The 26,175-nt window shown below is 68.8% G+C and carries 26 protein-coding genes and 4 pseudogenes; 22 read left to right on the top strand and 8 right to left on the bottom strand.

The features are described from left to right. Positions 1 to 252 precede the first annotated feature (252 nt). From FB157_RS41400 to FB157_RS41385, 4 genes and pseudogenes are all read left to right on the top strand, one after another. Positions 253 to 2,235: a tetratricopeptide repeat protein gene (locus tag FB157_RS41400; RefSeq protein ID WP_145886121.1), complete on the top strand. Its 1,983-nt coding sequence runs from the start codon at positions 253 to 255 to the stop codon at positions 2,233 to 2,235. A gap of 24 nt (positions 2,236 to 2,259) precedes the next feature. Next, a pseudogene (locus FB157_RS41395) lies at positions 2,260 to 2,625 on the top strand (transposase); the annotation flags it as partial. A gap of 33 nt (positions 2,626 to 2,658) precedes the next feature. Beyond that, a pseudogene (locus FB157_RS49745) lies at positions 2,659 to 3,043 on the top strand (transposase); the annotation flags it as partial. A 217-nt stretch (positions 3,044 to 3,260) separates the two neighbouring features. Further along, a complete protein-coding gene (locus FB157_RS41385; protein WP_145886118.1) occupies positions 3,261 to 3,560 on the top strand; it encodes a hypothetical protein in 300 nt (99 codons plus the stop codon). A 271-nt stretch (positions 3,561 to 3,831) separates the two neighbouring features. Here the strand turns inward: FB157_RS41385 and FB157_RS41380 are convergent, their stop codons facing one another. Further along, positions 3,832 to 4,155, bottom strand: coding sequence for a hypothetical protein (locus FB157_RS41380; protein ID WP_145886116.1), 324 nt, complete (start codon positions 4,153 to 4,155; stop codon positions 3,832 to 3,834). Between the two features lie 254 nt (positions 4,156 to 4,409). After that, positions 4,410 to 5,123 carry an HAD family phosphatase gene (locus FB157_RS41375; RefSeq protein WP_145886114.1) on the bottom strand — a complete coding sequence of 238 codons (714 nt, stop codon included), beginning with the start codon at positions 5,121 to 5,123 and terminating at the stop codon, positions 4,410 to 4,412. 407 nt (positions 5,124 to 5,530) lie between these two features. Between FB157_RS41375 and FB157_RS41370 the strand changes: the two genes are divergently transcribed. The 3 genes from FB157_RS41370 (at position 5,531) to FB157_RS41360 (ending at position 7,487) form a co-directional block, all read left to right on the top strand. After that, positions 5,531 to 6,094 carry a dihydrofolate reductase family protein gene (locus FB157_RS41370; RefSeq protein WP_145886112.1) on the top strand — a complete coding sequence of 188 codons (564 nt, stop codon included), beginning with the start codon at positions 5,531 to 5,533 and terminating at the stop codon, positions 6,092 to 6,094. 372 nt (positions 6,095 to 6,466) lie between these two features. Next, positions 6,467 to 6,595, top strand: coding sequence for a hypothetical protein (locus FB157_RS49020; protein ID WP_261386872.1), 129 nt, complete (start codon positions 6,467 to 6,469; stop codon positions 6,593 to 6,595). A gap of 226 nt (positions 6,596 to 6,821) precedes the next feature. Next, positions 6,822 to 7,487 carry a hypothetical protein gene (locus FB157_RS41360; protein WP_145886110.1) on the top strand — a complete coding sequence of 222 codons (666 nt, stop codon included), beginning with the start codon at positions 6,822 to 6,824 and terminating at the stop codon, positions 7,485 to 7,487. 428 nt (positions 7,488 to 7,915) lie between these two features. Here the strand turns inward: FB157_RS41360 and FB157_RS41355 are convergent, their stop codons facing one another. Then, positions 7,916 to 8,623, bottom strand: coding sequence for a hypothetical protein (locus FB157_RS41355; RefSeq protein WP_261386871.1), 708 nt, complete (start codon positions 8,621 to 8,623; stop codon positions 7,916 to 7,918). A gap of 746 nt (positions 8,624 to 9,369) precedes the next feature. Between FB157_RS41355 and FB157_RS41345 the strand changes: the two genes are divergently transcribed. The 3 genes from FB157_RS41345 to FB157_RS41335 all read left to right on the top strand — a co-directional run bounded on the left by FB157_RS41345 (position 9,370) and on the right by FB157_RS41335 (position 12,189). Then, positions 9,370 to 9,921 (top strand): SigE family RNA polymerase sigma factor, encoded by a 552-nt coding sequence (locus tag FB157_RS41345; protein ID WP_145886104.1) that lies wholly within the window; start codon positions 9,370 to 9,372, stop codon positions 9,919 to 9,921. Beyond that, entirely contained in the window at positions 9,918 to 11,267 is a 1,350-nt protein-coding gene (locus tag FB157_RS41340) for a PQQ-binding-like beta-propeller repeat protein (protein WP_145886102.1), read from the top strand. The genes FB157_RS41345 and FB157_RS41340 overlap by 4 nt, the downstream gene beginning before the upstream one ends. 211 nt (positions 11,268 to 11,478) lie before the next feature. Continuing rightward, the gene (locus FB157_RS41335) at positions 11,479 to 12,189 is read left to right on the top strand and encodes a peptidylprolyl isomerase (RefSeq protein WP_261386870.1); all 711 of its coding nucleotides are present in this window, start codon (positions 11,479 to 11,481) and stop codon (positions 12,187 to 12,189) included. A 190-nt stretch (positions 12,190 to 12,379) separates the two neighbouring features. Here FB157_RS41335 and FB157_RS47765 read toward each other — a convergent pair whose 3' ends face one another. The 4 genes from FB157_RS47765 to FB157_RS49010 all read right to left on the bottom strand — a co-directional run bounded on the left by FB157_RS47765 (position 12,380) and on the right by FB157_RS49010 (position 14,372). After that, a complete protein-coding gene (locus tag FB157_RS47765) occupies positions 12,380 to 12,622 on the bottom strand; it encodes a hypothetical protein (RefSeq protein WP_186581919.1) in 243 nt (80 codons plus the stop codon). A 177-nt stretch (positions 12,623 to 12,799) separates the two neighbouring features. Further along, complete coding sequence (locus tag FB157_RS47760) at positions 12,800 to 13,003, bottom strand: hypothetical protein (protein WP_186581918.1); 204 nt, start codon at positions 13,001 to 13,003, stop codon at positions 12,800 to 12,802. Positions 13,004 to 13,750: 747 nt separating this feature from the next. Further along, positions 13,751 to 14,173 (bottom strand): zinc-binding dehydrogenase, encoded by a 423-nt coding sequence (locus FB157_RS49015; protein WP_261386869.1) that lies wholly within the window; start codon positions 14,171 to 14,173, stop codon positions 13,751 to 13,753. A gap of 70 nt (positions 14,174 to 14,243) precedes the next feature. Next, positions 14,244 to 14,372, bottom strand: a complete 129-nt coding sequence (locus FB157_RS49010) for a hypothetical protein (RefSeq protein WP_261386868.1) — start codon at positions 14,370 to 14,372, stop codon at positions 14,244 to 14,246. A 200-nt stretch (positions 14,373 to 14,572) separates the two neighbouring features. Here FB157_RS49010 and FB157_RS41320 point away from each other — a divergent pair, with 200 nt between their 5' ends. Then, positions 14,573 to 16,462 (top strand): propionyl-CoA synthetase, encoded by a 1,890-nt coding sequence (locus FB157_RS41320; protein WP_145886098.1) that lies wholly within the window; start codon positions 14,573 to 14,575, stop codon positions 16,460 to 16,462. Positions 16,463 to 16,751: 289 nt separating this feature from the next. Here the strand turns inward: FB157_RS41320 and FB157_RS41315 are convergent. Beyond that, positions 16,752 to 17,038, bottom strand: a pseudogene (locus FB157_RS41315) (transposase); the annotation flags it as partial. A gap of 164 nt (positions 17,039 to 17,202) precedes the next feature. Between FB157_RS41315 and FB157_RS49005 the strand changes: the two are divergent. The 11 genes and pseudogenes from FB157_RS49005 (at position 17,203) to FB157_RS41275 (ending at position 26,170) form a co-directional block, all read left to right on the top strand. Beyond that, positions 17,203 to 17,703, top strand: coding sequence for a hypothetical protein (locus FB157_RS49005; protein WP_261386882.1), 501 nt, complete (start codon positions 17,203 to 17,205; stop codon positions 17,701 to 17,703). Between the two features lie 117 nt (positions 17,704 to 17,820). Next, a complete protein-coding gene (locus tag FB157_RS49740; protein ID WP_385175340.1) occupies positions 17,821 to 17,910 on the top strand; it encodes a pentapeptide repeat-containing protein in 90 nt (29 codons plus the stop codon). A 616-nt stretch (positions 17,911 to 18,526) separates the two neighbouring features. Further along, the gene (locus FB157_RS49735; RefSeq protein WP_398948050.1) at positions 18,527 to 18,691 is read left to right on the top strand and encodes a putative leader peptide; all 165 of its coding nucleotides are present in this window, start codon (positions 18,527 to 18,529) and stop codon (positions 18,689 to 18,691) included. Positions 18,692 to 18,735: 44 nt separating this feature from the next. Then, positions 18,736 to 19,998 carry a vanadium-dependent haloperoxidase gene (locus tag FB157_RS41305; protein WP_145886096.1) on the top strand — a complete coding sequence of 421 codons (1,263 nt, stop codon included), beginning with the start codon at positions 18,736 to 18,738 and terminating at the stop codon, positions 19,996 to 19,998. A 389-nt stretch (positions 19,999 to 20,387) separates the two neighbouring features. Then, a complete protein-coding gene (locus FB157_RS47755) occupies positions 20,388 to 20,552 on the top strand; it encodes a hypothetical protein (RefSeq protein ID WP_186581917.1) in 165 nt (54 codons plus the stop codon). Next, positions 20,549 to 21,436, top strand: coding sequence for an ABC transporter permease (locus tag FB157_RS41300; protein WP_145886094.1), 888 nt, complete (start codon positions 20,549 to 20,551; stop codon positions 21,434 to 21,436). The genes FB157_RS47755 and FB157_RS41300 overlap by 4 nt, the downstream gene beginning before the upstream one ends. Continuing rightward, entirely contained in the window at positions 21,433 to 22,173 is a 741-nt protein-coding gene (locus tag FB157_RS41295) for an ABC transporter ATP-binding protein (RefSeq protein ID WP_145886092.1), read from the top strand. Before FB157_RS41300 ends, FB157_RS41295 begins: the two co-directional genes overlap by 4 nt. A gap of 69 nt (positions 22,174 to 22,242) precedes the next feature. Next, the gene (locus FB157_RS41290; protein ID WP_145886090.1) at positions 22,243 to 23,298 is read left to right on the top strand and encodes an aliphatic sulfonate ABC transporter substrate-binding protein; all 1,056 of its coding nucleotides are present in this window, start codon (positions 22,243 to 22,245) and stop codon (positions 23,296 to 23,298) included. A gap of 35 nt (positions 23,299 to 23,333) precedes the next feature. Next, positions 23,334 to 24,628 (top strand): annotated as a pseudogene (locus FB157_RS41285) (LLM class flavin-dependent oxidoreductase). Then, the gene (locus FB157_RS41280) at positions 24,621 to 25,367 is read left to right on the top strand and encodes an ABC transporter ATP-binding protein (RefSeq protein WP_222441016.1); all 747 of its coding nucleotides are present in this window, start codon (positions 24,621 to 24,623) and stop codon (positions 25,365 to 25,367) included. Before FB157_RS41285 ends, FB157_RS41280 begins: the two are co-directional and overlap by 8 nt. Continuing rightward, complete coding sequence (locus FB157_RS41275) at positions 25,364 to 26,170, top strand: ABC transporter permease (RefSeq protein ID WP_145886086.1); 807 nt, start codon at positions 25,364 to 25,366, stop codon at positions 26,168 to 26,170. The genes FB157_RS41280 and FB157_RS41275 overlap by 4 nt, the downstream gene beginning before the upstream one ends. Positions 26,171 to 26,175: the final 5 nt, after the last annotated feature.

The raw sequence follows: 26,175 nt of genomic DNA, 5'->3' as shown, positions 1-26,175 counted from the left end.
ACCGGGGCGACGCTCATGGCGGCCACGGCTGCCGGCATGCCGGCTTCGGCAGTGGGTTCTCGGATCGGATGACGTCACGGATCGGCGAGCGCTCGGCTCGGGGGTGGCACCGCGCTTCTTGTCCCGTTGCCCGTGTGCGAAGTCGAGGCAGGTGGGCGGTTCCTTCCTCGAGGGACTGCCGGGTGGGTGATCGGTTGTGATCCGCCGCTGAGTGGGAGGTGAGTTGAGCGATGGGGCTGTAACGTCGGTCTGGTGCTGGCTACGGTTCTCGGGTTGATCGGTGGCATTGCGGCCGCAATTATCGGTGCATGGGCGGCGCTTCGTGCGCGGCGCCTGCCGAAGTCGCAGGTCGAACTCGTCGATGTGGCCATTGCGCCGCCGTCGGGTTCGGTCTCGGATTCGTCTTTGGGGCCGCGGGACATGTCTCCCGTGCTGGATGTGAAGGTTCGCAACACGGGGGGCCAGTCGGCCGTGCTCAAGCGTCTCGTGGTGCGGGTCGACCGTGCCGTGCGGTGCGGGAGCATGTTCGCCAGCATGCGGTTGACTCCTTACCGCGCCCTGTGGGTCGGTGCGGTCCTGCCGGTGTCCGCCACGTACGACGCCGCGATCCCGCCTCCGGAGGACGCCGACGGTTTTCGGGCCGTCATCGGCCTCTCCCAGGTGGTGGCACAGGGAGAGGCGGACCGGTTCGAGATCCGGCTCGGCATGGACCCCACGTTCGACACGTACGTGTACGGACTGGACCTGGAGTTCGTCTACGACGGAAACGATCGCTCGATGACCTCGCCGAGCGTGGCCGTCGCGTTCCCGCAGCGTGGATTCGTGTATTCGGCTGACGAGATCCGGGCCGTGATCAGGGGCTTCCTGGAAGACACGGCGAAGGTCCGCGATGCGATCGACACAGAGATGACGGCGCGCGGGCTGCCGGTGCCCGACTGGGAATCCGCACCGCCCCGGCGCCGCTCCGACTTGCCTGACGGCCTGGTGTCGGTGGACGGGAACAGCGACCTGTTCTCCTCCGGCGGCGGAGGCGTCTACGAGGTCACGGAGGCGTTCTGGGACCCGCAACGTGCGATCGCTGACCATCTGCAGAGCTTCCAGCGAATGTACAGAGAAGCCGTCGAGATCACCTCGGGCGCGGCACTCGCGGACGACGTCCTGACGGCGTCACTCCCCTCGGCCGAGGCTGTCTTGGCTCAACTTCCCGCTCTGTATGCGGAATTCGGGCTCTCGGCGACCGCCGAGGCCGAGCCTTCGGGCGAACCGGCGGGCAGGAAGCAGCCGGCCGGACTGATGGCGGAGATCCTCGATCACAACGGCTCATCCACAACGCGGGAATCGGCAATTGAAGAACTGCGGAGCCGTATCCGTGCCCGTGACGAGGGAACCTTCTGGTTTCTCGGCCGGCTGGCGGCAGGGGAGGACGGCCTGGACTCCTGGCTCGCCCGGATCGGCCTCGGCACGATGCCGAACGCCACCTCGGCGGCCGAACTACTGGACGAGTTCCTCCAGCTGCGGGGTCCGGACGATCGGGAATCCCTCAACGCCCGGCGCCAGATTGCCAGACGCCGAGGTGACGGCGACGCTGCGGGAGCTGCGGCTGCGCTCGGCGCGCTCCTGGACGACGCGTCACGGGCGCTGGGGCCACAGGACCCCGACACGTGTGCCATGCGCGTCGAACTCTTCTATTTCCTACGAGAGTCGGGCGACATGGCGGCCGCCGCCACGGTAGCTGCCGACATCGTCGCCGACCAGCGCCGGACGCTGGGACCGGATCACCGGAACACCATCCTCTACCGGCATACCCTCGGATTCTGCCTGGGCGAGGCGGGGGATTGCCCGCGCGCCGTCGAAGTGTTCACCGCACTTCTCGTAGACGCCCTGCGGGTACTGGGCCCCGATGATCCCGACACCCTCAACGTCCGTCACGAGCTGGCCAGATGGCAAGGAAAAGCAGGGAACGCCGCGGATGCCGCCGCCGCGTTCGCCGAAATCGTCCCGGATCGCATCCGCATCCAGGGACCCGACCACCCGCATACCCTCATGTCGCGGCACAACCTGGCGCTATGGACGGGCGAGGCCGGGGACGCCGCCGGCGCCGCCGCCGCGTTCGCGGAACTGGTACCCGACCGGCGCCGAGTGCTGGGGCCGGAACACCCCGACACGGTCAAGAGTGAGCACGCCCTGGCCCACTGGCGAGAGCAGGCTGGTCCGCACGGCCGTACGGTCCGATGAGGGCCGACGTTGCACCGTCGGTCGGGAAGGCGTGTCCGTGCTGAGCGTGGTGAATGCCGATGGGACGACCGAGGCCGGCTCCCTGATCGAGGACAGCCTCCGCCCTTGATCACCGACGGACACGGCACCCCGCTCGCGGTCCTGCCGACCGGCGGCACTCGCAACGACGTCACCCAGGTGCTGTCCTTGCTCGACGCGATCCCGCCGGTCCGCGGCCGGGTCGGCCGTCCCCGCCGTAAGCCCGGCTCACTGTTCGCCGACCGTGACTACGACCTCTACCGCGACCAAGTCCGCGCTCGCGGCATTGTGCCGGCGATCGCCCACCGTGGCGCCCGGCGCGGCACCGGACTGGGCGCCTACCGGTGGGTCGTGGAGAGGAGCTTTGCCTTTCCGGCAGTACAGGGACACGCCCGCTGACGTCCACGCGCACGCACCAGACCTGACGTGGTCCTGGCCGACAAGGCCTATTCGGCCCGTGCGATCCGGGAACACATGTGCAAGCGCGGCATCCGGGCGGTGATCCCCGTTTCAGCCGACCAGCGCGGTCATCGACTGCGTCGCGGGAGCCGGAAGGCCACCGGCCTTCGATCTCGAGGCCTACAAGCAGCGCAACACCGTCGATCGATGCGCCAATCGCCTCAAACAATCGCGAGGAATCGCGACCCGCTACGAGAAGACCGCCACCATCTACCTGGCCGGACTCCACATCGCAGGGATCTTCCTCTGGTCAGCCAGCTCATCCAAACGAGACCGCCTAGGTGCCGAGGATGCGGCGAACGGTGTCGGCCGGGTCCCTCCCAGCACGTAGGCGACGTGCGCTCGATGTCCTGCCGCACGCCGTCGCGCCACTTGAAGTGACGCACCGCGTAGTCGTTGTCAGGGGCGCGCACGACGAGCCTGGACGCACTTCAGCTCCCGGCGCTCTGACGAGCCGCCCCCATGCGCCGTTGCCGTCGCCGTCGCGGCGGGGAGATCGTGGGCGGCATCCGTCGAATCCAGGGGACAACGGACAGGAGCGCCTGACCATGGCCATCATCGTCACCTTCGACCTCGAGAACACGCCTGCCGCCCAGGAGTTGTACGACACCTGCATCGATCGCGTCACCGAAGGCCAGGGCTTCACCTCGCCGGCAAACCTGCCCGTACCAGGACTACTCGCCCATGTCGCGGGACCCGTGGGCAGCTGTTGGCGGGTCACCGACGTGTGGGAGTCTCCCGAGTCGTTCGAGGCATTCGCCAAGATCCTCGGCCCTGTCATGGCCGACCTGGGCTACGGACATCTCCAGCCGGACGTCTCGCCCGCCCATAACGTCGTCCTCCGCTGAGCCGAACGGCCGGAGGAGGGGCGGTCCGCACGCCTCTCCCCGGCCCGTGCGTCCGGAGCCCCTCGGCTCGGGTGAGGCGGTGGCCGGCGCCCGTGCCCGGCGGGGAGCCCCAACCACTGCAGCATCGAGTTCGCTGTCCGCTCCCGCGGCCACTCTGACCACCCCGAGCGAAGACGGAGACGAGCCCGGCAGCCGGCACCCGGTATCCCTCGTGCTCCCGCCGGTGTTCTCCGGCCGCTCCGCCGGGGAACAGCGCACGATGAGCCTTGAGTCAGCAGTAGCCGACCTCGGGCCCGCGCCAGTCGGCTCCTCCGTACCAGTGCAGCGTCCCGCACGCGAAGGGCGCACAGTTGTTCACCGTCGCGACGGCCTCCCAGTCGTCAGGGTTCGCACTGTCGATTGGCACCCCCGGGGAGTTGACGTCCTTGACGCTGGTGGGGACGTCGTTGGTCCACTGGTTCGGCCCGGACGAGTCCGGGCTGAAGACCCCTACTGACACCTTCACGTTCGTCCCGGGGTGCCTGCTCGGGAAGTCTCCCGCCCACTGCCAGTGCGCCCAGACGTAGCCGTTGCAGGTGTTGTAGACCTGTTCCACCTGCCCGGCATACTCCCCGTGGTACTTGAAATTGCCGGGCTGGCCAATGTTGATGCAGCCGCATCTCGCGATGCGCGGGCTCACGGCGGCAGCTGATCCCGCACAGCTCAGACCAAGAACGCCTGCGACTGCGGTGGTTGCTGCGAGAGCACGACGAAAACGCACGAAGTCATCCCCCTAGATCTATTGACCTGAACCGTTGTTGACGCGGCTGATGGGGGCCGGCCGCCGAGTGCGGTGTCCATGTGGGCCGCTCACTCTTGTCGAACGTCGTCATCCACACCGGAGCCCTCCCCACCCTCAGGCAAGATCAACATGTCACTCGCAGATGCCTGGCCAGCCCTGGCCCGCGGGACCAAAAGTCCGGCGTCCAGATGAGCCTCTATGCGTGCGATGGTCCCGGCGTTGTTCTCGAACAGGTGCGCCTGCATGCCAGCCGCCTGAGCGGCCTCAACATTGACGGCGACATCGTCGATGAAGAGACAGCTCTCCGGCCGCACGTCCAAGCTGGCGCAAGCAGCCTCGAAGGCACGCAGGTCAGGCTTGCCGATGCCGATCTCGTGCGAGTAGACGATCTGCTCGACCAGTTCGTCGAAGTGGTACAGCGCCGTCTCACGCTCCCGGGCACCAACGAAGCTGTTGCTCAGGATGCCCAGCCTGCAGCTTCCCCGCAGCCCTCGCACGTAGTCGATGAGATCCTCGTTCGGCGTCCCCAGGTATTCCGTCCAGAGATCAGCCATGAAGTCCTCGACCTGGTGCGCGTCGAGACCCAAGCGTGCTGCCACTGCCCAGCGCACATCTCCTTCGCTGACCCTCCCGATGCTTCCAGCACGCCACACGTCGCGCATCCGCTCATTCACAGTGCCCCGAGGCAGCTCCAGCCGCTTTTCCCACCGTTGCCCCCATCCCGTTTTCGGCGTGATCTCCAGCACGCCGCCGATATCGAGAATGACGCAGGTCCCGTTCACGCGAACTCCCCCTCCTTGTCACGCAGGCCGGTGAGCACACACCGCCCGATCATGTGATCCACCCAGACACTGTCGTCCTTCCCTCTGGGGCAAGGTCAAGCGATCTTGGGACCTTGTGACAGCCCTTTCCCGAGCCACCGGAGCGACTGTGCGGCTTCAGCAGGCGCCGTCAAGGCTCCTGACGATCCATGGCGCCCCTCGGTCGCATGCTGACGTGAGAACTCGTCAACAGGCGCTGTCGTAAATAGTGATTGAAGCAACGCGGCCCATGTTCAGGAACAGATACTGAGGTTTTGTCAAAGAAATGATCTCGTTTAGGTGACTCGGCCCAGGATCCCGCGAGCCGCGATGAGTTTTGTCGCGTCCGGCGGTCGTACTGTCGGACCTGTTACCGAGGAGGGCTTCTGATGCGCAGCGTGACCTATTCGATGGGAGTCTCGCTCGACGGCTACATCGTCGGGCCGGACGGAGACTTCGACTGGACGGCGCCCAACGAGGAGGTGTTTCGATTCTGGATCGACGAGATCCGAGAGGTCGGCGTCCACCTGTTGGGGCGACGGCTGTACGAGACGATGCTGTACTGGGAGACCGCCGACCAGGATCCATCACTCGACGACTCCATGCTCGAGTGGGCCGCGCTCTGGAAGCCGCTGCCAAAGGTGGTGTTCTCGACCACGCTGTCGGCGGTGCAGGGCCATGCCCGCCTGGCTTCCGGCGGCCTGGCGGAGGAGATCGAGCGGTTGCGGGCCGAGCCGGGGGAGGGCGACATCGCGATCGGCGGCGCGACTCTCGCCGCCGAGGCGGCCGCATTGGGTCTGATCGACGAGTACCGGGCCATGGTCTACCCGGTGCTGGTTGGTGGTGGCATTCCGTTCTTCCCCCAGCACGAGCGCCGGGTGGATCTCGAACTCGTTGAGACCCGCACCTTCAGCTCAAGCGTCGTTTACCTCCGCTACCGCGTGGCGCGCTAGCCGGTTCGTTCGCCGAGCCCCGAGAAGAACGGGTCAGCCAGTGAGGTTTCTCAGAGGCGGAGTTCAACGTCTCTGCGGGATCAGGCGTGGACCACCTCGAGTTTCCGCGGCCTTCGCTGGTGGGGAGTCACATCGGGGCCGGCAGGTCCATGAGCGCGAGTTTTGGCCGGGTCGACCACAGCGGTGATCTCGGTGCTGTGGCCGTCGGCGACAGCGAAGGCCAGGAGGGAAAGCGGGGTGCCCTCCTCGCTCCAGGAGACGACGTCGGAGCAGCCGTTGACGGTCGCCGCACGTCCTCGTGCCGCGCTGCCGGCCACTCGCGCGCGGGTGGCGACTTCGGTGCTCCGAGCGTGACAAAGTGCCGATCGAGGTGTGGACGGTGAACTTCACTTCGGGCTGGAGAACCTGCAGCGGCTGCTCGAACCGGCCGTCGCGGGCTGCGGCCAGGAAGGCTTGCACCACCTCGCGTTGTCGTCCGGCGCTTGCCGGCTGCCGACCTAGGCCCGCGACCAGCAGTCCTGCCCAGTCTCGCTTCGAAATAGACATCAACTCACCTCCCCGCAGGTTGTCGAACGTCACCGACACCACCCACGAGGCGGGTGACGGTAGGACCACCCCCGTCCGGTGTCCAGGCCCAGCGACGAGGAGCGCCGAGAGCGGGACGATTCATTTCGTCGGCAGTGAACCAACTCGGAACCCAGCACACGGACAACCCAGGGGGACACCCATGCACGAAACCATCGCCAGGCGCCTGACGGGCCTCGCCGGCATCGCCGCCGCGACCGGCTTCATCGTCGAAGTACCCCTGTATTTCATCTACTCTGGCCCGCCGCCGGACTCGAACGTCCTGGCCAGGCTGCTGATCGCAATGGTTGCGCTGGCGTTCCTGATCGTGTTCGTGACGGCCTTCCGCGAACTGGTCAAGCGCGTGAACCCCACCTACGAATGGGTCGGCACGATGGCCTTTGCCAGCGGACTGGTCTACGCGACGATCACCCTAGTCTCCAGCGGGCTGGAAGCCGGCGCGGTCATCGCCGCCGACCACCCGATCGACCCGACCATTACGGTCAGCGGCACTTACATCCTCTATGGGGCGATCGGCCGCCTCATGCTCGCGGTCTTCCTGATCGCGGTGGGCTATGGCATCTGTCGTACGAACCTGTTGCCGCGCTGGACCGGCCGCTCGGCTTACGTCCTGGCCGGGGCCAACCTGATCTTCGTGCCGTCCCTGTTCTTCGGTAACAACCCCGCACACTTCTACGCGGCGAACGGCTGGGGCACCACCGCCCTGATGGGCGCGATCCTCAGCTACTGGCTGCTCGCGCTGGGTGTCTCCACCTACCGCAGCGCCGCACGACGTGCACTCGCCGGCTCGCCGGCCCTGCAGCACTGACACCGACTGCGCAGGAGATGGCCGCCGTGCCCGACCTCCAGGCCGGGCACGGCAGACTGCCCGGTCGCACTCACCTCGGAGACGTGACCTCAGACTGAATCCAGACGAAGGCCGCAGAACGACCTCTGAGAAGCCGTGGACGCCTATCGCAAACTTGAGGCGTGCACCCGGAAGCGCACTGGCGGAGAGGGCAGGGTCCGAACCTGCGTGGGCCTCGTGGGGCCCGAGCGTGAGGCATGCTCGCCGGTCCCCGATCAACCACTCCGGGCATGCGCTGCTTCACCCCGTTTCAAGGGCTTCCACGGACTGCCACCAGGTACGACAAGACCGCCACCTCGTACGAAGCGGCGGTCAGCCTCGCGTCGTTCCTGCTCTGGGCAGGATCTGCTTGAAGACGGACCCTGGTCCCGGGAGCGGGTCCCGGGTTCCTACTGGACGTCGACGAAGTCGCTGGCCGACGTCGCGGCGTCGGTGGCCGTGGTACCCGCGTAGGAGAAGCGGTAGTACCCGTCGCTCGTCGCGGTCGTGGTGGCCTTCACCGCGCCGCCGGAGCCGCTGGTGACGGTCTTGAGGGTCGTGTACGTGCTGGTGCCCGCCTTGCGGTACTGGAGCTTCACCGACACGTTGCTCAGGCCCGCGTACGCATGGGTCTCCCAGTTGGCGCGGGTGAGCGTGCCCTTGACCGTGATGGTCCGGCCATGGACCACCGGCTCGGGCGTGGCATCCGCGGTCAGCGTGGTGTTGCGCTTGATATGCACGGAGCCGGCGTATCCGTCGCTGACGGAACCGCTCGGGAGGCCGTACGCGATGGCGTACGCGTGCCAGGTGCCCGCGTAGGAGTTCGTGGTCATGTCGACCTTCGGATCCACGGTGAAGTGGACCGTGCACGTCGACGTCTGGGCATCGGCCGCCACGCATGAGCCCGATCCCTGCTCGGCGGGAAACAGAGCGCCGTCCCTGCCCTGGTCATCGAAGGAGGTGCCGTGCCACAGGGCGACCCAGCCGCCGGTGACGCCGTCCGGGTCGGCTGCGGTCACCGTGGCGGTGAACGACTTCTTGGCGGAGGTGCCGAGGACGATGTCCTTGCCGCCGTTGACGACGACCTTCGTGATCGTCGTGTCGTCGTCACTCGTCATAGGCCCCGCGTGCGCATGCGCGGCGGCGGGAAACACCAGAGCCGAAGAGAGAACCAGGGCGCCGGACAAAGCGGCGACCGAAGCGCGTATGCGCATATGCATCCCCCGCGGTGAGAAGAAAGGCCCCCGCGGGACGTTTCCCGACAAGAGCCCAAGGTCGCACGCATCGTACAGATTCTTTCGAGCCACCACGAGATGCGGGGATCCCTCGATCCCTTCCCGGAGACTCGCGCGCGTTCCCAACACCGCGACCGCCTCTGCCAATATCTAGGGGTGAAGGGTTCCTGTACAGCTCAGAGGCATGATCAGCGGTGCAGGCAGGTAGGGCACGTAGCCGGGTAGGGTTCGGCCGAACCGTACCCGGGACTCCCGTTCGACGGTGACGGCCCTGTGGAAGTGTCGGTGCCGCGGGTGGCCGATGGGCGGCGTCGTGGGTGGGCAGGCCGACGCCCATGAGGAGCAGCACGGTCAGGGGCCTGGCGGCGAGCAGCCAGGTGAAGGCGCGGGAGGCGCGCAGGCCGTAGCCGGACAGCAGCCAGTAGCCCCACAGCAGGCGGCGTTCGCCCTGCGTGGTGCCGGTTGTTTGGAGTGCCGGATCCCGTACACGTCCGGGTCCTCGGGCTTCTGGGGCCGACGGTGGCCCCTGGCCGGTGGCCGGCTTGGTAGGAACGCACAATCTCGCCCAGCTGAGGGATAGCCACGAGTGACTCACCGCGTCGTGGGTGTCGTGAAGAAGGGGAGGGTCGATGGAGGCCTCGAGTGACGATGAATTCCAGGAGTTCGTAGCGATGCGCTCCACCGCGCTGCTGCGGCTCGCGGTGCTGCTCACCGGCGGGGACCGGCACGCCGCGGAGGATCTGCTGCAGATCGCGCTGATGAAGGCCTACGGGCGTTGGGCTCGCATCGAACAGCCCGAGGCGTATGTCCGCCAGATCCTGTACCGCCAGCAGGTCAACCGCTGGCGGCTGCGCAGACACCACGCCGAGACCATGGTGCCGGTGCTGCCCGAGTCCGGCGGACAGCCCACCGGCGGGGCGGACCTGGAGCTGCGGATCGCGTTGTGGGCGGCGCTCGGCCGTCTGTCCAAGCGCCAGCGCGCCGTGGTCGTACTGCGCTACTTCGAGGACCTGCCCGAGGCCGAGGTCGCGGCGCTGCTGGGCATCCCGGTGGGCACGGTGCGCAGCACGGCGCACCGGTCACTCGCGAAGCTCCGGGCGCTCGTACCGGAGCTTGAGCCCGACGGGCCTGCGGAACAGCTGCGACCGCTCAGTTACACGGCGAAGGAGATCCAGGGATGATGACGGAGCGGGTGGAGGAGAAGGTCCGGGAGACGCTGCACGCGGTCGCTCTTGACCGGGTGCTGGCGCCGGGGGACCTGGCGCAGCAGGTGGTACGGCGGCGCAGCCGGCGTCGTTTCTCACAGGCCGCAGGGGCTGCGGTGGCCGTCGCCGCGATCGCTGCGGGGGCGATGCTCGGCCCTTGGGGCGGAGGTGCGGCCGAACAGGGCCGGCCTGTGCGGCCGGCGGCGTCGCCGCAGGGCTGGCACCCGTGGCAGAGCGGCGTGGCTGGAGTCAGCGAGCGGGGCTGTCTGGTGGACGGTTCCGCACTGTACTGCAGCGGGTCGGAGTATGACGTTGCGAAGGCGGACGCCAACACCGGCGAGCGGCTGTGGACCGTCAAGGTCAATGGCGAAGGCGACGGGAACGACCACCCCTTCGCCGTGCGCGACGGCGTGGTCTACGCGTACCGCAACCACACGGCGAAGCACCTGCCCAACGGGGACTACGCCGGCGGCACCGATCTGATGGCAGTCGATGCCGCCACCGGCCAGCGGCTGTGGTCGGTCGAGATGCCGCAGGACGACCGCACCGGCCAGGCGGCCATGCTCATCGACGGCGCGGTATGGGCGAACACCCCGTCCCTGCGGACGATGTCGGCCCTCGATCCGCGGACCGGTGAGACGAAGTGGCGCCACACCTGGGCCAAGGGTGATGTGTGCCAGCGGGCCGTGCTGAGCGGTGTGCCCTACCTCCTGTGCACCCAGGACAGCGAGGAAGTACACGACACCGACGTCTTGCGTCTCGATCCCGCCACCGGAGAGGCCCACAAGGTCACGACCCTTCCCGGCAGGCAGCAGCTGCTGGGGACCTCGGACGACCGGATGGTCCTGGCCGGAGCCGCCGACACGGCAGGCGACGACGTTCAGCTGACCAGCGTCAGCGGCTCCGGGACGCGAACGTCACTGCCCGACCAGGTCAAGGGGCACATCGCCAAGTGGACCGTCGCCGGTGATCGCCTGATCTCCGTGTCCTGGAAGGGCCAGGCCTCCGCCTACTCGCTGACCACCGGAAAGACGGTGTGGACCGGCCCGGTGGGTGTCACGATGCCCGGCAAGGACACCATGGCGTCTCTCGCGTCTCCCGTGGTGTCGAGGACGCAGGCGACCGTGTACTTCTTCAGTCCGGCCGGAGACCTGTCCGGCCTTGACCTGCGCACGGGTAAGCAGCTCTGGCACGCTCACATCGACACCGGCAAACCGAAGCCCGGTTTCACGGACGCGCCCCAACTCCTGCTGTACCAGGATGTGCTGATCGCCAGGAACGGCAGCAAGATCTTCTCCCTCCTCCCACCGACAGGCCACTGACGCGAGCGACGACAGGCCGGGGCGGTCCTAGCTGCCCCGGCCTGTCGTTTCGATCCAGGCGCCCAGACGGACCTCTCGTGGTCACTACCACCCTCACGATGGCCCGATGTGGCTTGCGGGCGGGTTCTCGCCCGCCAGGCCGCGCCCTAGACTGCGACCGCTCCGAAATCTGACGATCTTTTGGAGGGTGTGCAGGATGAACCGAGCTCTCATGACCGCATTGGCGGCGGCAGCGTTGGTCGTGTCAGGGGGCAGTACCACCGCCTCCGCTTCCGATGCCCCGCCGCGAACCACGCACGGTCCTTGCCAGTACACCCAGACCCCGGACGAGCCGGCGGCGCGGCCGGTTCCCCTGCCGTCCGATCCACGACGCACCCCCAGCCACGGCACGGTCGATGTGGCTGTGCGGACCAGCCAGGGTCCGCTCCCGCTGCGTCTGGACCGGGCGAAGGCGCCGTGCACGGTCCAGAGCTTCGTGCATCTGGCGCAGCACCGGTTCTACGACCGTACGGTGTGCCATCGGCTGACGGCGTACCCGACGCTGAAGGTCCTGCAGTGCGGCGACCCGACCGGCACCGGTGAAGGCGGGCCGGGGTACAAGTACAAGGACGAGCTGCCGGTGGACCTGCCGCCGGCACCGAGCGATCCGACCGGTACCCGTCGCCTTTACGGGCGCGGCTTGCTGGCGATGGCCAACGCCGGGCCGAACACGAACGGTTCGCAATTCTTCGTCGTCTACGGCGACTCCGCGCTGCGACCGAACTACACGGTGTTCGGCACGGTCGGTGCCGCCGGCTTGGAGACGCTCGACAAGATCGCTGCTGGCGGTATCGAGCCAACTGCGCAGGACCCGGCGCCCGTCGACGGCACGCCTGTGCTGCGCACCGAGCTGCTCAGCGTCCGGCCGTCCTGCCGGCCTTGACGAATCGTGGCGCGGTCAGTGCGGTCCAGCTGCGCCACTGGCCGCGCCACGGCGATGCCGGTCACGGTGATGACGGTGCCGTGGGCGTAGGGGTAACAGGCTGCGGCGGATGCGGCGTTCGCGAACCGCTACTCCCCTGACCAGCCCATCCCCAGGAAAGTACCGCTGTGGGAGACCGCGGAACTGCGCATCAGCAGAGCGACCACACCGGGCAGCGGCCGTCGGCGCCCTGTGCCTGTCCTGTCTGACCCCCCGACCACCTGACCGTCACCGCGCTGGCACCGCCGGGAACCTCGACGGAGGCGGTCGGCTGGATGTCCAGCGCCATCCGGCTCGGCCTGGCCGGCGGCACCGCCCTGGCCGGACCGCCGCACGGCGGCCACTTCGCCGTCCCCCTGCTGGCCGCCGCGCTGTGCGCGCTTCTCTTGAGCATCCGCACCACCCCGGCACCCGCGCCACCACCGCGTAAGGCCGAGTCCAGCACCGGATACCGGCACGGCGGATGCTGCGCGCAATGCCTCCGGGCGTACCACCATGCTCGAGGCCCGCGTCGCGTACGCGGGCTTCACGGCGGCTGTGATGACTGGATCGGTGCGCTGACTTCTGCGGGTCAGTTCGGGTTGCTCCGTCTGACGGCCCGGGCTGTGGGGTCGGTGGAGGTCAGCTGGACACTGCTGGTGCCGAGGACGAGAAGTCCTTCGTCGGCATCTCGTTCCTGATACACGGCGCCGGGGATGGCGATGGGTGATGTGGTGAGAAGGGATCCGACCTGTGCGGCGCCGGGCTGCTTCGCGTCGGCGTCGGTATGCCACACGAGGCGAGGGCAGCGCGTGCCGGGCAGGGGGGCATCCAGTCCGGGTGGATGTCCTTCTTGTGCCAGAACGGCATGGCGCGGGTCATGATCGCGCTGCGCAGAGGTGTACACGGTTTGAGAGCCCACAGCTCCGGGTGAGCCTCCTCTTCGCGGGTGAGGTCGGGCCGGTCCCACAGCCGCTGCATCTGCGGGTCGTCATGCCACTGCGTCTCCTGGTGGAACGCGCGGCGCATGTCCCGGACCGTGAACCAGGAGCTGATGTGGGAGTCGATCAGATCGAGTCGAGCCCCTGTGGGGAGATGGAGCAGGCGTACCCGGCGCCTGGTGTGACCTAGAAACCGCAGACCCGGGATGCCGCGGCGATGCGGCCGTCTCGTAGCGGACCGGCATGAGCCGCGAGGCGATCCTGCACGCGGTGTTGGTGTACACCTGCAGCACCTCCGGCCCGGAGAGGATCATGTTGAGGTAGTTGTGGACACACCCGGGCCGCCTTCGAGCGCCGCATACTCGCAGGCAGCGACATCTCCTGAAGCGCTGCGTCGGCGGGCCCCGCGTGGTGGCGGGGGACTCGCGTTCGATTCACGTGGCACTCCTGGGGCGCAACGGTCACCGCGGGGGCTGCCGGGTCCGCACGGCCCGCCGAGGGCTGATGAGGCGGTCCGCGAAGGAGCATCAGCGAGTGGGGTCGAGAAGGATCTTGCGGACGCCGTCGGAGCGGTCTGCGAACAGTTCGTACGCCGCCGGACCCTAGGAGAGCGGGAAGCAGTGGGACACCACGGCCTCCGGCTTGATCGGGCTGGCCTGGGCGAGGGCGATGAGGGGATGGAGTTCGTAGTGCACCGAGCACAGCCCGACGGGTGACTCCAGTTCCTTGATCAGCGCCAGTCGCATGGGGAAGGGGAACGCCTTGCTCTGGCTGACCCCGATGACGCTGACCCGCCCTGCCTGCCGGACGTCCTTGAGAGCGAGCTCGATGGTGGTGTCCGAGCCCACGGCCTCCACCATTGCGTCCGGCCCGCGACCGCCGGTCATCTCCCGTACGGCGGCCTTCGCGTCCGCGCCCTCGACCGGCTCGACACCCAGGGTAGCGGCGAAGGCACGGCGCTCGGCGACCAGGTCCGCGCCGAGCACCCGCGCGGCCCCCGTCGCGAAGGCGGATCGGGCGGCCATGAGGCCGACCGGGCCGAGGCCGATGACCAGGACGGTCCCGCCGGGCTGGATGCGGGCGCTGGCAGCCGCATCAGGCCGTGGGGGCGTTGTCCGTCAGGGCGGCGGCGGCCTCGTCGGAGATGCTCTCGGGCAGATGCATCAGGTTGACGCCGGCACACGGCACCGCGAGGCCTACGCCTGCCGGGAAGCTGTTCGACACATGAGGGAGCTGGTCCGATACGGCTCATGGACGCGGTGGGTCCGCTCATGCCCCGTATCGCGTGTCGCGCTTGCTCCGTACGCGAGGCCGGCGGTGACGATGCGACGTACGGTGAGCTCATCGGCGGCCACCTGATCACCATGTGACATGAAGGCAGCCCACCCACGACTCTGGTGTCAAGTCTGGTCAAGGAGAGAGCGATGGGAATGTACGAGGAGGTCTTCCGGGCCAGCCTCGAAGACCCGGAGAGCTTCTGGCTGCGGGAGGCAGAGGGCGTCGACTGGGAGGAGGCGCCGTCCCGTGCCCTGGACTCCTCGGGCGCACCCTTCTATCGATGGTTCCCGGACGGCCGGCTCAACGTCTGCTTCAACGCGGTGGACCGGCATGTCGAAGCCGGACGGGGCGAACAGGCCGCACTCGTCTATGACTCCCCGGTGACCGGCACCCGGCGCACCTACACCTATGCCCAGCTGAGGGATGAGGTGGCGGCCTTCGCCGGGGCACTCGCCGGGCTCGGTGTGGAGCACGGCGACCGGGTGGTCATCTACATGCCGATGGTCCCCGAGGCCGCCATCGCGATGCTGGCCTGCGCACGCATCGGCGCCGTCCATTCGGTCGTCTTCGGGGGGTTCGCCCCGCCCGAACTCGCGGTCCGTATCGACGACGCCACCCCCAAGGTGATCGTCTCCGCTTCCTGCGGCATCGAGGGCAAGCGCGTCATCCCATACAAGCCGCTGTTGGACCGCGCGATCGAACTCGCCGGGCACAAGCCGCAGAAACGGGTGATCCTGCAACGCCCACAGGAGCGCGCCGAGTTGGGGCCGGACGACCTCGACTGGGCCGACCTGGTCGCCGACGCACCGCCAGCCACTTGTGTTCCCGTGGCCGCGACGGACCCCCTCTACATCCTCTACACGTCCGGAACGACCGGAAAACCCAAAGGAGTCGTCCGCGACTGCGGCGGGTGTGCCGTGGCTCTGCACTGGTCGATGGGCGCCGTGTACGACATCGGTCCCGGCGAGACGATGTTCACCGGGTCCGATGTCGGCTGGGTCGTCGGGCACTCGTACATCGTCTACGGGCCGCTGCTGGCCGGCGCCACCACCGTGCTCTACGAGGGCAAGCCCGTCGGCACCCCAGACGCAGGCCAGTTCTGGCGGGTCGCCGCCGATCACGGCGTCAAGACCATGTTCACGGCACCCACCGCCTTCCGTGCCATCAGGAAGGAGGACCCGAAGGGCGCCCTCACTGCGGACTACGACCTTTCCCGCCTTCGCTACCTCTTCCTCGCCGGCGAGCGCCTCGACCCCGAGACATATCACTGGGCGAGCGCCCTCCTGGACATCCCGGTGATCGACCACTGGTGGCAGACGGAGACAGGCTGGCCGATCGTCGCCAATCCGGTCGGCATCGAGGCCGCCCCCGTCAAACCGGGCTCGCCCACCCGTCCCCTGCCGGGCTGGGACGTCCAGGTCCTCGACCCGTCGGGGCAGCCCGTGCCGGCGGGCGTCGACGGCGCGATCGTCGTGAAGCTCCCCCTGCCGCCCGGTTCGCTGCCCACCCTCTGGAACGACGACGCCCGCTTCGTCGCCTCCTACCTCTCCGCCTACGACGGCTACTACCTCACCGGCGACAGCGGGCACATCGACGAGGACGGCTACGTGTACGTCATGGGTCGCACCGACGACGTCATCAACGTCGCCGGACACCGACTGTCCACCGGCAGCATGGAAGAGGCCCTGGCCGCTCACCCCGACGTCGCCGAGTGCGCCGTGATCGGCGTCGCGGACCCCCTCAAGGGGCAGGTCCCACGCGGCTTCGTCGTCCTGAAGGCGGGCGCCACCCGCGACCCGAGGGAGGTCGAGGCCGAACTGGTCCGGCTCGTACGCGAGCGTATTGGTGCCGTCGCCTCTCTCAAGGAGGTCGCCGTCGTGGCCGCCCTGCCCAAGACGCGCTCGGGAAAGATCCTGCGCAAGACGATGCGCGGTATCGCCGACGGCGTCGACGAACCCATCCCGTCCACGGTGGACGACCCGAGCGTCATCGAGAGCCTGCGCCCGCTTCTCCACCGCCCCGATCACACCGGTTGAGCCCGCTGCCCGAACCGGCGGTCGGCCACGCCCGGGCGGCGACATGGGCCCCTGTCGGCGACCACCAGGTGCGCGTGGGCTGATTCAAACAGGTCCGCGATCTCGAAAGCGCTGCAGCCGGAAATGCAGAAGACCCCGGTTTGGAAGACGGCGTATGTGGCCCCTGGCCGGCCTGCCGAGACTCCGACCTGGACAGAACGCAGCCGGGCCCGTCGTTCCCCGTGGCTCCCTGCTGCGTCCCCTCGGAATGGGCACGCAGCGGGCACGGCGAGCCCCTCGATGCGAACTACGGCTTGCCCCGGTCCACGGGGCTCGGACCTGTGTGTTCGCCCCCTTTTTCGCCCTGACATGGGCAGTGTCGAGGACGACGCGGGTTACGTCGATCAGGCCGGCGTCGTCGAGCCGGTGCAGGACCGCGTCATGCAGGCGGCCCCACACCCCGGCTCTGGACCAGATCAGGAACCGGCGGTGAGCGGTCGGCTTCGAGACGCCGAAGCACGGCGGCAACGCCCGCCAGGCGCAACCGCTGACCAACACGTAGATGATCGCGGCGAACAGGGTCTCATCAGGCGTGTCCAACCAGCTCTCTTGATCGTTTTATGGGCGGTGCCTAGGCTCCCATGCCCACGGAGTTGGGGGAACCGGAGCACAGGCGGCAGGCATGGCGAGACCGGCTGACCAGGCATCGGGTAGCCGTAGCTCTGCTGGCCGGAGCAGCGGGGCTGGTCATTCTGGGCACGGTGTTCGTCGTACTGCCGGGTGCGGTGGTCGACCACGATCTCGCTGGGGCGCGCGTCACCGCACCGGATCGGCTGAAGGCGGTGAACGATGTCCGTACGACGCTTCTGCAGATGGTCGGCGGCCTGGTCGTGCTCTTGGGCGCGTACGCCACGTGGCGGCAACTGCGGGTGAGCCAGGACGGTCTGCGCGCCACCCAGGAGGGCTACGTCACCGACCGGTTCAGCCGGGCGGTAGACCAGGTCGGCAGCGAAAAGCTGGATGTCCGCATCGGCGGGTTGCACGCGCTGTGGCGGATCGCTGAGCAGTCGACCCGTGACCGGGAGGCCATCATCTCGATCCTGGCTGCATACCTGCGCACGCACCTGTCCTGGCCGCCCGCCGGGCCGCAATCGCCGGCGGCGGACGTGCCCATCAACGACATCGCGCCCCTGGGGACCCGAGCCGCCGATGCCCAGGTGGCGCTGACCGCGCTCGGCGTACTGTGCCAGCACCGGGAGTAGGCCTGGGTCAATCTCAGCGTCACCGACCTGCGCCGGGCTGACTGCGACGGGCTGTGGTTCCCCGCGGTCAACTTCGACCGCGCCTGCATGGAGGCGGCGAGCCTGTAGCACGCCAATCTGACCCAGGCGTCCCTGGTCTCGGTCAACCTGCGGCACGCCGACCTCACGACCGCGATTCTCCGTCGGGCCCGGTGCGTCTCCAGGTAGTCCCGCACACCCTCGCCATCGGGGAAGCCTTCCCACACGGTTCGGTTGAGGTCGAGGAAGTGCGCGTGTGCGGCGTCATGCATGGGTGGGGGAGCAATTGTCAAGACCTGTGGATCTGTTGAAGCGGCTCAGGCCGCGAGGAATTCGGCAACAGGGCCTTCCGTCCTCACCACGGCGTCGTACTGGATCTTGGTCACCATCTCAGCAAGCCTCGCGCTGAGTGCCGCGAAGTCAGCGCGCAGGTCAGATCGCATTTGCTGCATGGCCCGCAGCAGCTCCCATGGTGTGGGGCCTGCCCTGTGCCTCGGTCACGGCGTCGTCCTCAATCGTTGCCATGCGCCGTGATCCCCGTCGATGGACCGATGAACTCGCCCGGTGGACCCCGGGCCTTCTCGCGATCGGCGCCTGCTTGTGGGGACTGCCGGTGCCAGAGACGGCTGTTTGCGGTGGTCGGCCGGAGCGGATGCCGCAGCAGGACGGCCGGCTGCTTACCGGCCACCCGGAGTGCCTCGCCACACACGTACCGCCGACGGACGTGGAGCGAGAGGTCTGGTCCGGCCTGAATCTGATCTGATGCCGTGGCGTGTGTGCCGGTCGAGGCCCGGGTTACAGGCGCATGGCGGCGACGCGAAGCCGTCGTTGCGATACGGGCCGGGCCAACCACCGTCCGTTGACCTGGAGTTGGAGCGCGGATAGCGTCCCCGACATGCGGATCTCTCTGCGGCTCACCCGGCGGCGCGCCGTCGATCTGTTGCGTGTCGCCGCGGCGCTGTGTAGCTGACGCCCGACCCCAGGCCGCAGCCACACACCCGTGAAGGAGTTTCCGTGAACCCGCTCAGAACCCGCCGCTCCGCCCTGAAGACGCTGAGCTCGGCCGCCCTGCTGGCCGCCTCCGGCACCGTCCCCTCCGCCACGGGCGCCGTTGCGGACGAACGCAAGTCGCGCCCGTCCGCGGTGCTCGACTGGTACGACACGACGGCCGCAACCATCTCGACGGCCGGCGCCGCCACACAGATCACCAACAGCCGGACCTGGGCCATCAGTTGGCTCGCAGCGGCCCGCGCCGTCCGCGAGGTGCCGCCCGGCGTCGACCGGAGCGCGTTCCAGGATGCGGCCCTGGCGTCCGCCGTACACGACTCCCTGGTGGCCCTGGTCCCGTCCCGCGCCCAGGAACTGGACGCCGCGCTGCGCACGACGCTGGACCGCGTCCCGGACGGCCTGGCCAAGACGAAGGGCGCGGCGGCTGGTGCCCGCCAGGCACGGCTGGTCCTTGCTTCCCGTGAGGGGGACGGCCTCGACCCGGCCTCGGTGAACGCGCCGTTCACCGTGCCGCCGGCCGCGCCCGGAGTGTGGCAGCCGACCCCGCCCGCCTACGCCCCGGCCGCGCAGTACGGCAACCGGATCGCCCGGCCCTTCCTGCTCGACGCCCCCGACCAGTACCGGCTGCCCGCACCGCCCGCCCTGGACTCCGCGCGCTACCGTGCCGACCTGTCCGAGGTCCGTGCCTACGGGGCCGTGAACAGCACCGTGCGCACACAGCGGCAGACCGAGACGGCCGTCTTCTGGTTCGGCTCCTCCCTGACCCTGTACACCGAGCCGCTCCGGGTCGCCCTGGCCCGGGCACCGCAGTCCACCGTCGGACAGGCCAGTCTCGTGGCCCTGTTCCACGTCGCCCTGGTGGACACGCAGATCGCCACCTCCGACACCAAATACGCCTACCTGCGGTGGCGCCCGGTCACGGCCATCCGATCCGGCGCCATCGACCCCGCCCCCGAGTGGACGCCGTTGCACGTCACACCGGCCCACCCCGACTACCCCAGCGGGCACAACACCTACGCCGGCGCGGCGGAGACAGTCCTCACGGCACTCACCGGACCGCGCACCGCACCGTTCGAGCTGATTAGCCCCACGGCTCCGGGTGTGACCCGCACGTACACGGCCTGGAGCCAGCTCTCGCAGGACAACCTGGATGCGCGCGTGTACTCCGGCATCCACAGCCGCTCGGCCGACGAGGCCGGCCTCGTCCTCGGCAAGCGCGTCGCGGCACACGCCCTGCGCAACTCCGCCGGCCTGTTCCGCACCCGGTGAGCCGCGCTGAGACGTTTCAGGTTTCCGCAATGTGACACCTGGCCGGAACTCATTGACCGAAAGCGCGCACGTCTGCTCAACTCACGTTCCATGACCCCGCGCGTGGATTTGACTCGGCGGCGCCACATCGACCTGGCGCACGTCTCCAGCGCGTTCTGTTGTTGTTGAGGACCCGCCTCCCTCCGGTCCTCCTTCTTTCCTCTCGCCTCCGGTTCCGTGGCAGAGGTAGGTCCGCGCAGCCGGCTGCCGGTGCACTGACGCACCGGCAGCCGCAAGCTGCGCGTCCTTGACCTGAATCCGGCATTCACCTTTCTCGGCGTGCTCGCCGAGCCCTCACCCGGCTGTCGGCACCCGGCACAGCGCCCCATCTCCTCGAGAGGGACCTCCGCATGTCTCCGTCCATCCGCAAACTCACGAACCGCATCGGCGCGGTCGCCGAGGGTGTCGACCTCACGGCGCCCCCCGACCCATTGCGCTCCCTCGCCGACTCGAAGCAAGCCGTCGGCGACGCCTCGCACTACAGCAGCGTGCTGGAACTGGAGGACGCGGCATGACCGACGTCAGCCTCAAGGGACCGGCGGTCGTCCCGGCCGCCGAGCCGCGCACTGCCCCGGGGCGCGAGGTCTTCCTGCCGCGCGACGCCCGCCGACGGACAGCGCTGCACACACTGCGCGAGCGGCTGCGCTGGCCGCTGGGGATCTACACGACTCCCGTCGTGGTCCTCATCGCCTGGGAGATCCTCGCCAGGGCCGGAGTACTGAAGAAGACCTACGCCCCAGCACCCACCTCCATCGTCAAGTCGGCCGTCGATCTGTGGCAACAGGGCGTTCTGGGGCCGGACTTGGCCATCTCGCTGCAGCGGGCCGGCATCGGCCTCGCGATCGGTCTGACGGTGGGCATCGTCAGCGGCGTGCTCGGCGGGCTGCTGCGCAGCGGCGAGTATCTCTTCAACGGCGTCGTGCAGATCCTCAACACGATCCCGCTGCTGGCCGTACTGCCGCTGATGATCGTGTGGTTCGGCATCGACGAGCTCACCAAGGTGCTGCTGATCTCGTTCGGCGCCGGTGTCCCGATGTACCTCAACCTGTTCGCCGCGATCCGGGGCGTCGACCAGCGGCTGATCGAGATGGCGCGGACCACCGGGGCGGGCAACTGGCGCCTGGTGACACGGGTGTTGGTGCCTGGGGCCCTGCCGGGATTCCTGGTGGGCCTGCGCTTCTCCCTCGCCTACAGCGTCCTGGGTCTTGTCGCCGCCGAGACGGTCAACGCCGACAAGGGTCTCGGGTTCCTCATCACCCAGGGACAGACCTATCTGCAGACCGGCCAGGTCTTCGTGGGGCTGGTGATCTACTCGCTCCTCGGTCTGCTCGCCGACCAGTTCGTCCGGGTTCTCGAGCGGGTGCTGCTGCGGTGGCGCCCCAGTTATGAGGCAGCATGAGCACCACGATCGCCCCGCAGGAGACGCGCCCGCGCCGGCAGGCCGGAGCCGTCGTCGAGCAGGTCGTCCGCCGCTTCGGCGACCGGGTGGTCCTCGACCACCTCGACCTCACCATCGCCGACGAGGAGCTGGTGGTCCTGCTGGGCCCCTCCGGCTGCGGCAAGAGCACCCTGCTGCGCCTGCTCGCCGGTCTCGACCGGCCCGACGGCGGGCGGGTGGAGGTCCCGGCGAAGCGTGCCATCGTGTTCCAGGCCGACCGGCTGCTGCCGTGGCAGCGGGTGCTGCGCAACCTCACCCTCGGTCTGCACGGACCGGATGCGGACGAGCGCGCCCTCGCCGTCCTCGCCGAGGTCGGACTCGCGGGCCGCGAGAAGGCATGGCCCAAGGAGCTCTCCGGCGGCGAGGCCCAGCGCGTCTCGCTGGCCCGGGCGCTGGTCTCCGAGCCCGAACTCGTTCTGCTGGACGAGCCGTTCGCGGCACTGGACGCGATCACCCGGCTGCGCATGCACGACCTCGTACGGGGGCTGCGCAGCAAGCACCACGCGGCCATGCTGCTCGTCACCCACGACGTCGACGAGGCCATCGCGCTGGCCGACCGGGTCGTCGTCATGAGCAACGGCCGCATCGGCACCTCCCACCTCGTCGAGCTGTCGGCCGCCGATCGCGAGGCGAGCGTCGCCCGCGAGGAGCTCCGCTCCGCGCTCCTGGAAGACCTCGGTCTGGCCAACCAGCACTGAAACCAGACCGGTCACCTCCCGCCACCCCCGACTCGTCCCCATCCCCAGCGCAGAAAGCACGTGAGACCCATGCCCGGAACATCCTCCCGCATCGTCGGCGCCCTCGGCCTGCTCGCCCTCGTGGGCACCCTCGCCGCCTGCGGAACCGAGTCGGAGGCGGCGGCCCCGCTGAGCAACGCGAGCGGATCCGGTGCCGACAGCCACCCCGAGTGGAAGAAGTACACCTTCACCATCGGCGACAACGGCGGTGACGGCAGCCAGGAACTGGCGAAGATCACCGGCGTCTTCGACAATGCGCCGTACAAGGTGAAGTTCGCCCGCTTCACCTACGGCCCGCCGCTCGTTCAGGCCGCGGCGTCGGGCGACATCGACCTGGGTAGCGTCGGCGACGTACCGCCGATCACGGGTGCGGCGAAGGAGTACGGCTTCAAGGTCGTCGCCGTCAACCGCTCGCTCACGCCCACCCAGTCCAGCGAGAACATCATCGTGCCCAAGGGCTCGAAGCTGAAGACGCTGGGGGACCTCAAGGGCAAGAAACTCGCCGTCCCGCAGGGCAGTTCGGCCCACGGCCTGGCCCTGAACGCGCTGAAGAGCGTCGGCCTCACCCCCAAGGACGTGAAGCTGGTCTTCCTCGACCCTGCGGCCGGCGCCACCGCCTTCAACACCGGCAAGGTGGATGCCTGGTCCATCTGGAACCCCCAGTCGGCGATCGCGGTCAAGAACGGCGCGCGGATCCTGGCCAAGGGCCTCCCGCCCATCGACCAGACGAGCAGCTACTACGTCGCCAGTGAGAAGTCGCTGAACGACAAGACCAAGCGGGCCGCCCTCACGGACGTACTCAAGCGTCTGGCCCACGAGTTCGCCTGGGCGATCAAGCACGAGGACAAGTACGCGGAGGCCATCTCCAAGGAGGAGGGCATCCCCCTCGCCGACGCCAAGACGTCCCTGAAGGCCTTCGAGACCCGGGTGACCCCGGTGGAGAAGTTTGACATCGCGGCGGAGCAGAAGCTCGCCGACGCCTTCCTGGAGGCGGGCCAGATCACCAAGAAGATCGATGTCTCGTCGATCACCGACAACCTTCTCCCGGCGGGCTACGACAGCTCGAAGCTGGAGGTCAAGTCGTGAGCGAGAGACGCCGGCTTCACCTCAACGCCTTCCTCATGGAGGCGGGCCACCACGAGGCGGCGTGGCGGCTGCCGGAGAGCAACCCGCGGGCCGACTTCGACCTCCAACACTGGATCAGGCTCGCCCAGTTGGCCGAGAGCGCCAAGTTCGACTCGCTGTTCCTCGCCGACGGCCCAGCGCTCATCGGCACCGGCGAGTTCCGCCCGCCGGGCCAGCTGGAACCACTGACCCTGCTGACCGCGCTCTCCCAGGCGACCAGCAGGATCGGCCTCATCGCCACCGTGTCGTCGACCTACAACGAGCCCTACAACCTCGCCCGCCGCCTCGCTTCGGTCGACCACGTCAGCGGCGGCCGCGCCGGCTGGAACATCGTCACCTCGGCGGGCGCCGACGAGGCGGCCAACTTCGGCCTCGTCAACCGTCCCGACCACGCCGAACGCTATGCCCGGGCCGACGAGTTCCTGCACGTCGCCAAAGCGCTGTGGGACAGCTGGGAGTCCGAGGCCGTCGTGGCGGACAAGTCGACGGGACGCTATGCCGACCCTGCCCGGCTCCACCGGCCCGACCACCGGGGCACGTACTTCTCGGTGGCCGGACCGCTCAACGTCGAGCGCCCGCCGCAGGGTTACCCGCTGTCGTCCAGGCCGGCTCCTCCGAGGACGGCAAGGATTTCGCGGCCCGGCACGCCGAGGCGATCTTCACCGCTCATCAGACGTACGAGCGCGCGGCCGCCTTCTACGCCGACATCAAGGCCAGGACCAGGGCCGCAGGGCGTGACCCGGACGGCGTGATCGTGCTGCCGGGGATCGTCCCGTACATCGGGTCGACGGAGGAGGAGGCCAGGGCGCTGGCCAGGCGGTTCGACGAACTGCGGATCCCCGAGTACGGGCTGCGCCAGCTGGCGGCGGTCTTCGAGACCGAGCCGACCGTGTTCGAACTCGACGCGCCGCTGCCGGACTTCATCCTCGCCCGGCCCAAGCTGGAGGGCTCGCAGAGCCGCTCCGACCTGATCATCGAGCTTGCCGTCCGCGAGAAGCTGACGGTACGGCAGGTCATATCGCGGCTCGGCGGAGGGCGCGGCCACTTCGAGTTCATCGGCACGCCCGAGCAGGTGGCGGACACCGTCATCAGCTGGTTCGAGGGTGGAGCGGCGGACGGCTTCAACATCATGGCGCCGGCCCTGCCGTCCGGTCTGGAGTCCTTCATCGAGCACGTCCTGCCGATCCTGCGCATCAAGGGCCTGTTCCGGGAGGAGTACGAAGGCACGACCCTGCGCGAGCACTACGGGCTGCCGGTGCCGGCCAACCGGTTCCATGGTTCCGGTGGCTGACACCGGACGGCCGGCCCTGCGTGTCGAGGGGCTCAGCAAGACGTACGAGGACGGCTTCACCGCGGTGGCCGGGCTGGATCTGGAGATCCCCGACGGGGCCTTCTTCGGACTGCTCGGCCCCAACGGCGCCGGCAAGACCACCCTGATCGGCTCGGTGTGCAACATCGTCCGGCCCACCACCGGCACGCTCACCGTCTTCGGTCACGATCACCGCACGCGTGAGGCCCGGCGACTCCTCGGCCTGGCCGAGCAGGAGATCAACGTCGACCGGTTCCTGTCGATCCGGCAGATGCTGATCTACCACGCCGGATACCACGGCATCGGTCGCAGGGCGGCGGTGGAGCGCGCGGACGAGCTGCTCGGGGTCTTCCGCCTCGACGGCAAGGCGGACGCACGCGCCTACGAGCTGTCCGGGGGCATGCAGCGCCGGCTCGTCATCGCGCGGGCGCTCATGCACCGCCCCCGTCTGCTGATCCTCGACGAGCCGACGGCCGGCGTCGACGTGGAGCTGCGCTCGGAGATCTGGCGGCTGGTCAGGGGCCTCAACGCGGCCGGCACCACCGTCCTGCTCACCACCCACTACCTGGAGGAGGCGGAGACCTTGTGCGACGAGATCGCCCTGCTGCGGGCCGGCCGCATCGTGGACCGCGGTTCCGCGGCCTCCCTGCGCGACCGCTACGCGGCAAGGGACATCTCCGAGGTCTACGACCGGGCGATCACGGGGCAGGAGGTGGCATGACCGACACCACGACTCGCGCGCCGCACCAGGTGCGCTTCAGGCCCGAACGGCCGCCGTTCCTGTGGCTGTTGGAGCGGGAGGTCCTGCGCTTCCTGACCATCTGGCGCTACAGCGTCGTCGGCCCGGTCCTGTCGACCGTGCTGTTCGTCGTCGTCTTCGGCTCGGCCCTCGGCGGGCACGTCGACACGATCGACGGCGTCTCCTACGGCCGCTTCATCGTGCCGGGTCTGTTCGCGCAGGCGATCGTCAACGTCGGTTTCTTCAACGGGACGACCAGCCTGTTCGAGGCCCGCCGCGACCGCTACATCCACGACGTGTTCGCCAGCCCGCTGCGCTGGTGGGAGATCAACGCGGCGCTGGTGAGCGGCGGCATCGCCCGAGGAGCCGTCGTGGGGGCGGGAGTTGTGGCGGTCGCCCTCCCACTCACCGGAAGCGGCAGCGTCGCCCGCCCCTTCGTCCTCCTCTTCGGGACCCTCGGCGTCCTCCTGGTCGCCGCGCAGGTCGGCGTGATCGCGGGAAGCCTCGCCAAGTCCCTCGACCACGTCTACTCCATGGAGTCGATCGTCCTGCTGCCGCTGGGCTTCCTCGGAGGCGTCTTCTACTCGGTCCACCAACTGCCGTCGTTCTGGGACGCCTTGAGCCGTATCGACCCCGTCTTCTGGCTGGTCCAGGTAGAGCGGATCGGCTTCCTGGGCCGGGGCGACGTGGACGCCGTATGGGCCCTGTTCGTGGTCTGGGCTCTCGCCGCCGCACTCTCGGCGTGGTCCGCCGCCATGTTCGCCACCGGCCGTCTCAAGCCCTGATCCTC

The sequence above is a fragment of the Streptomyces sp. BK340 genome (assembly GCF_007827595.1).
Classification (GTDB): domain Bacteria; phylum Actinomycetota; class Actinomycetes; order Streptomycetales; family Streptomycetaceae; genus Streptomyces.
Note: the sequence above shows the minus strand (reverse complement) of the source record. Positions and strands in the feature narration are given on the sequence as shown.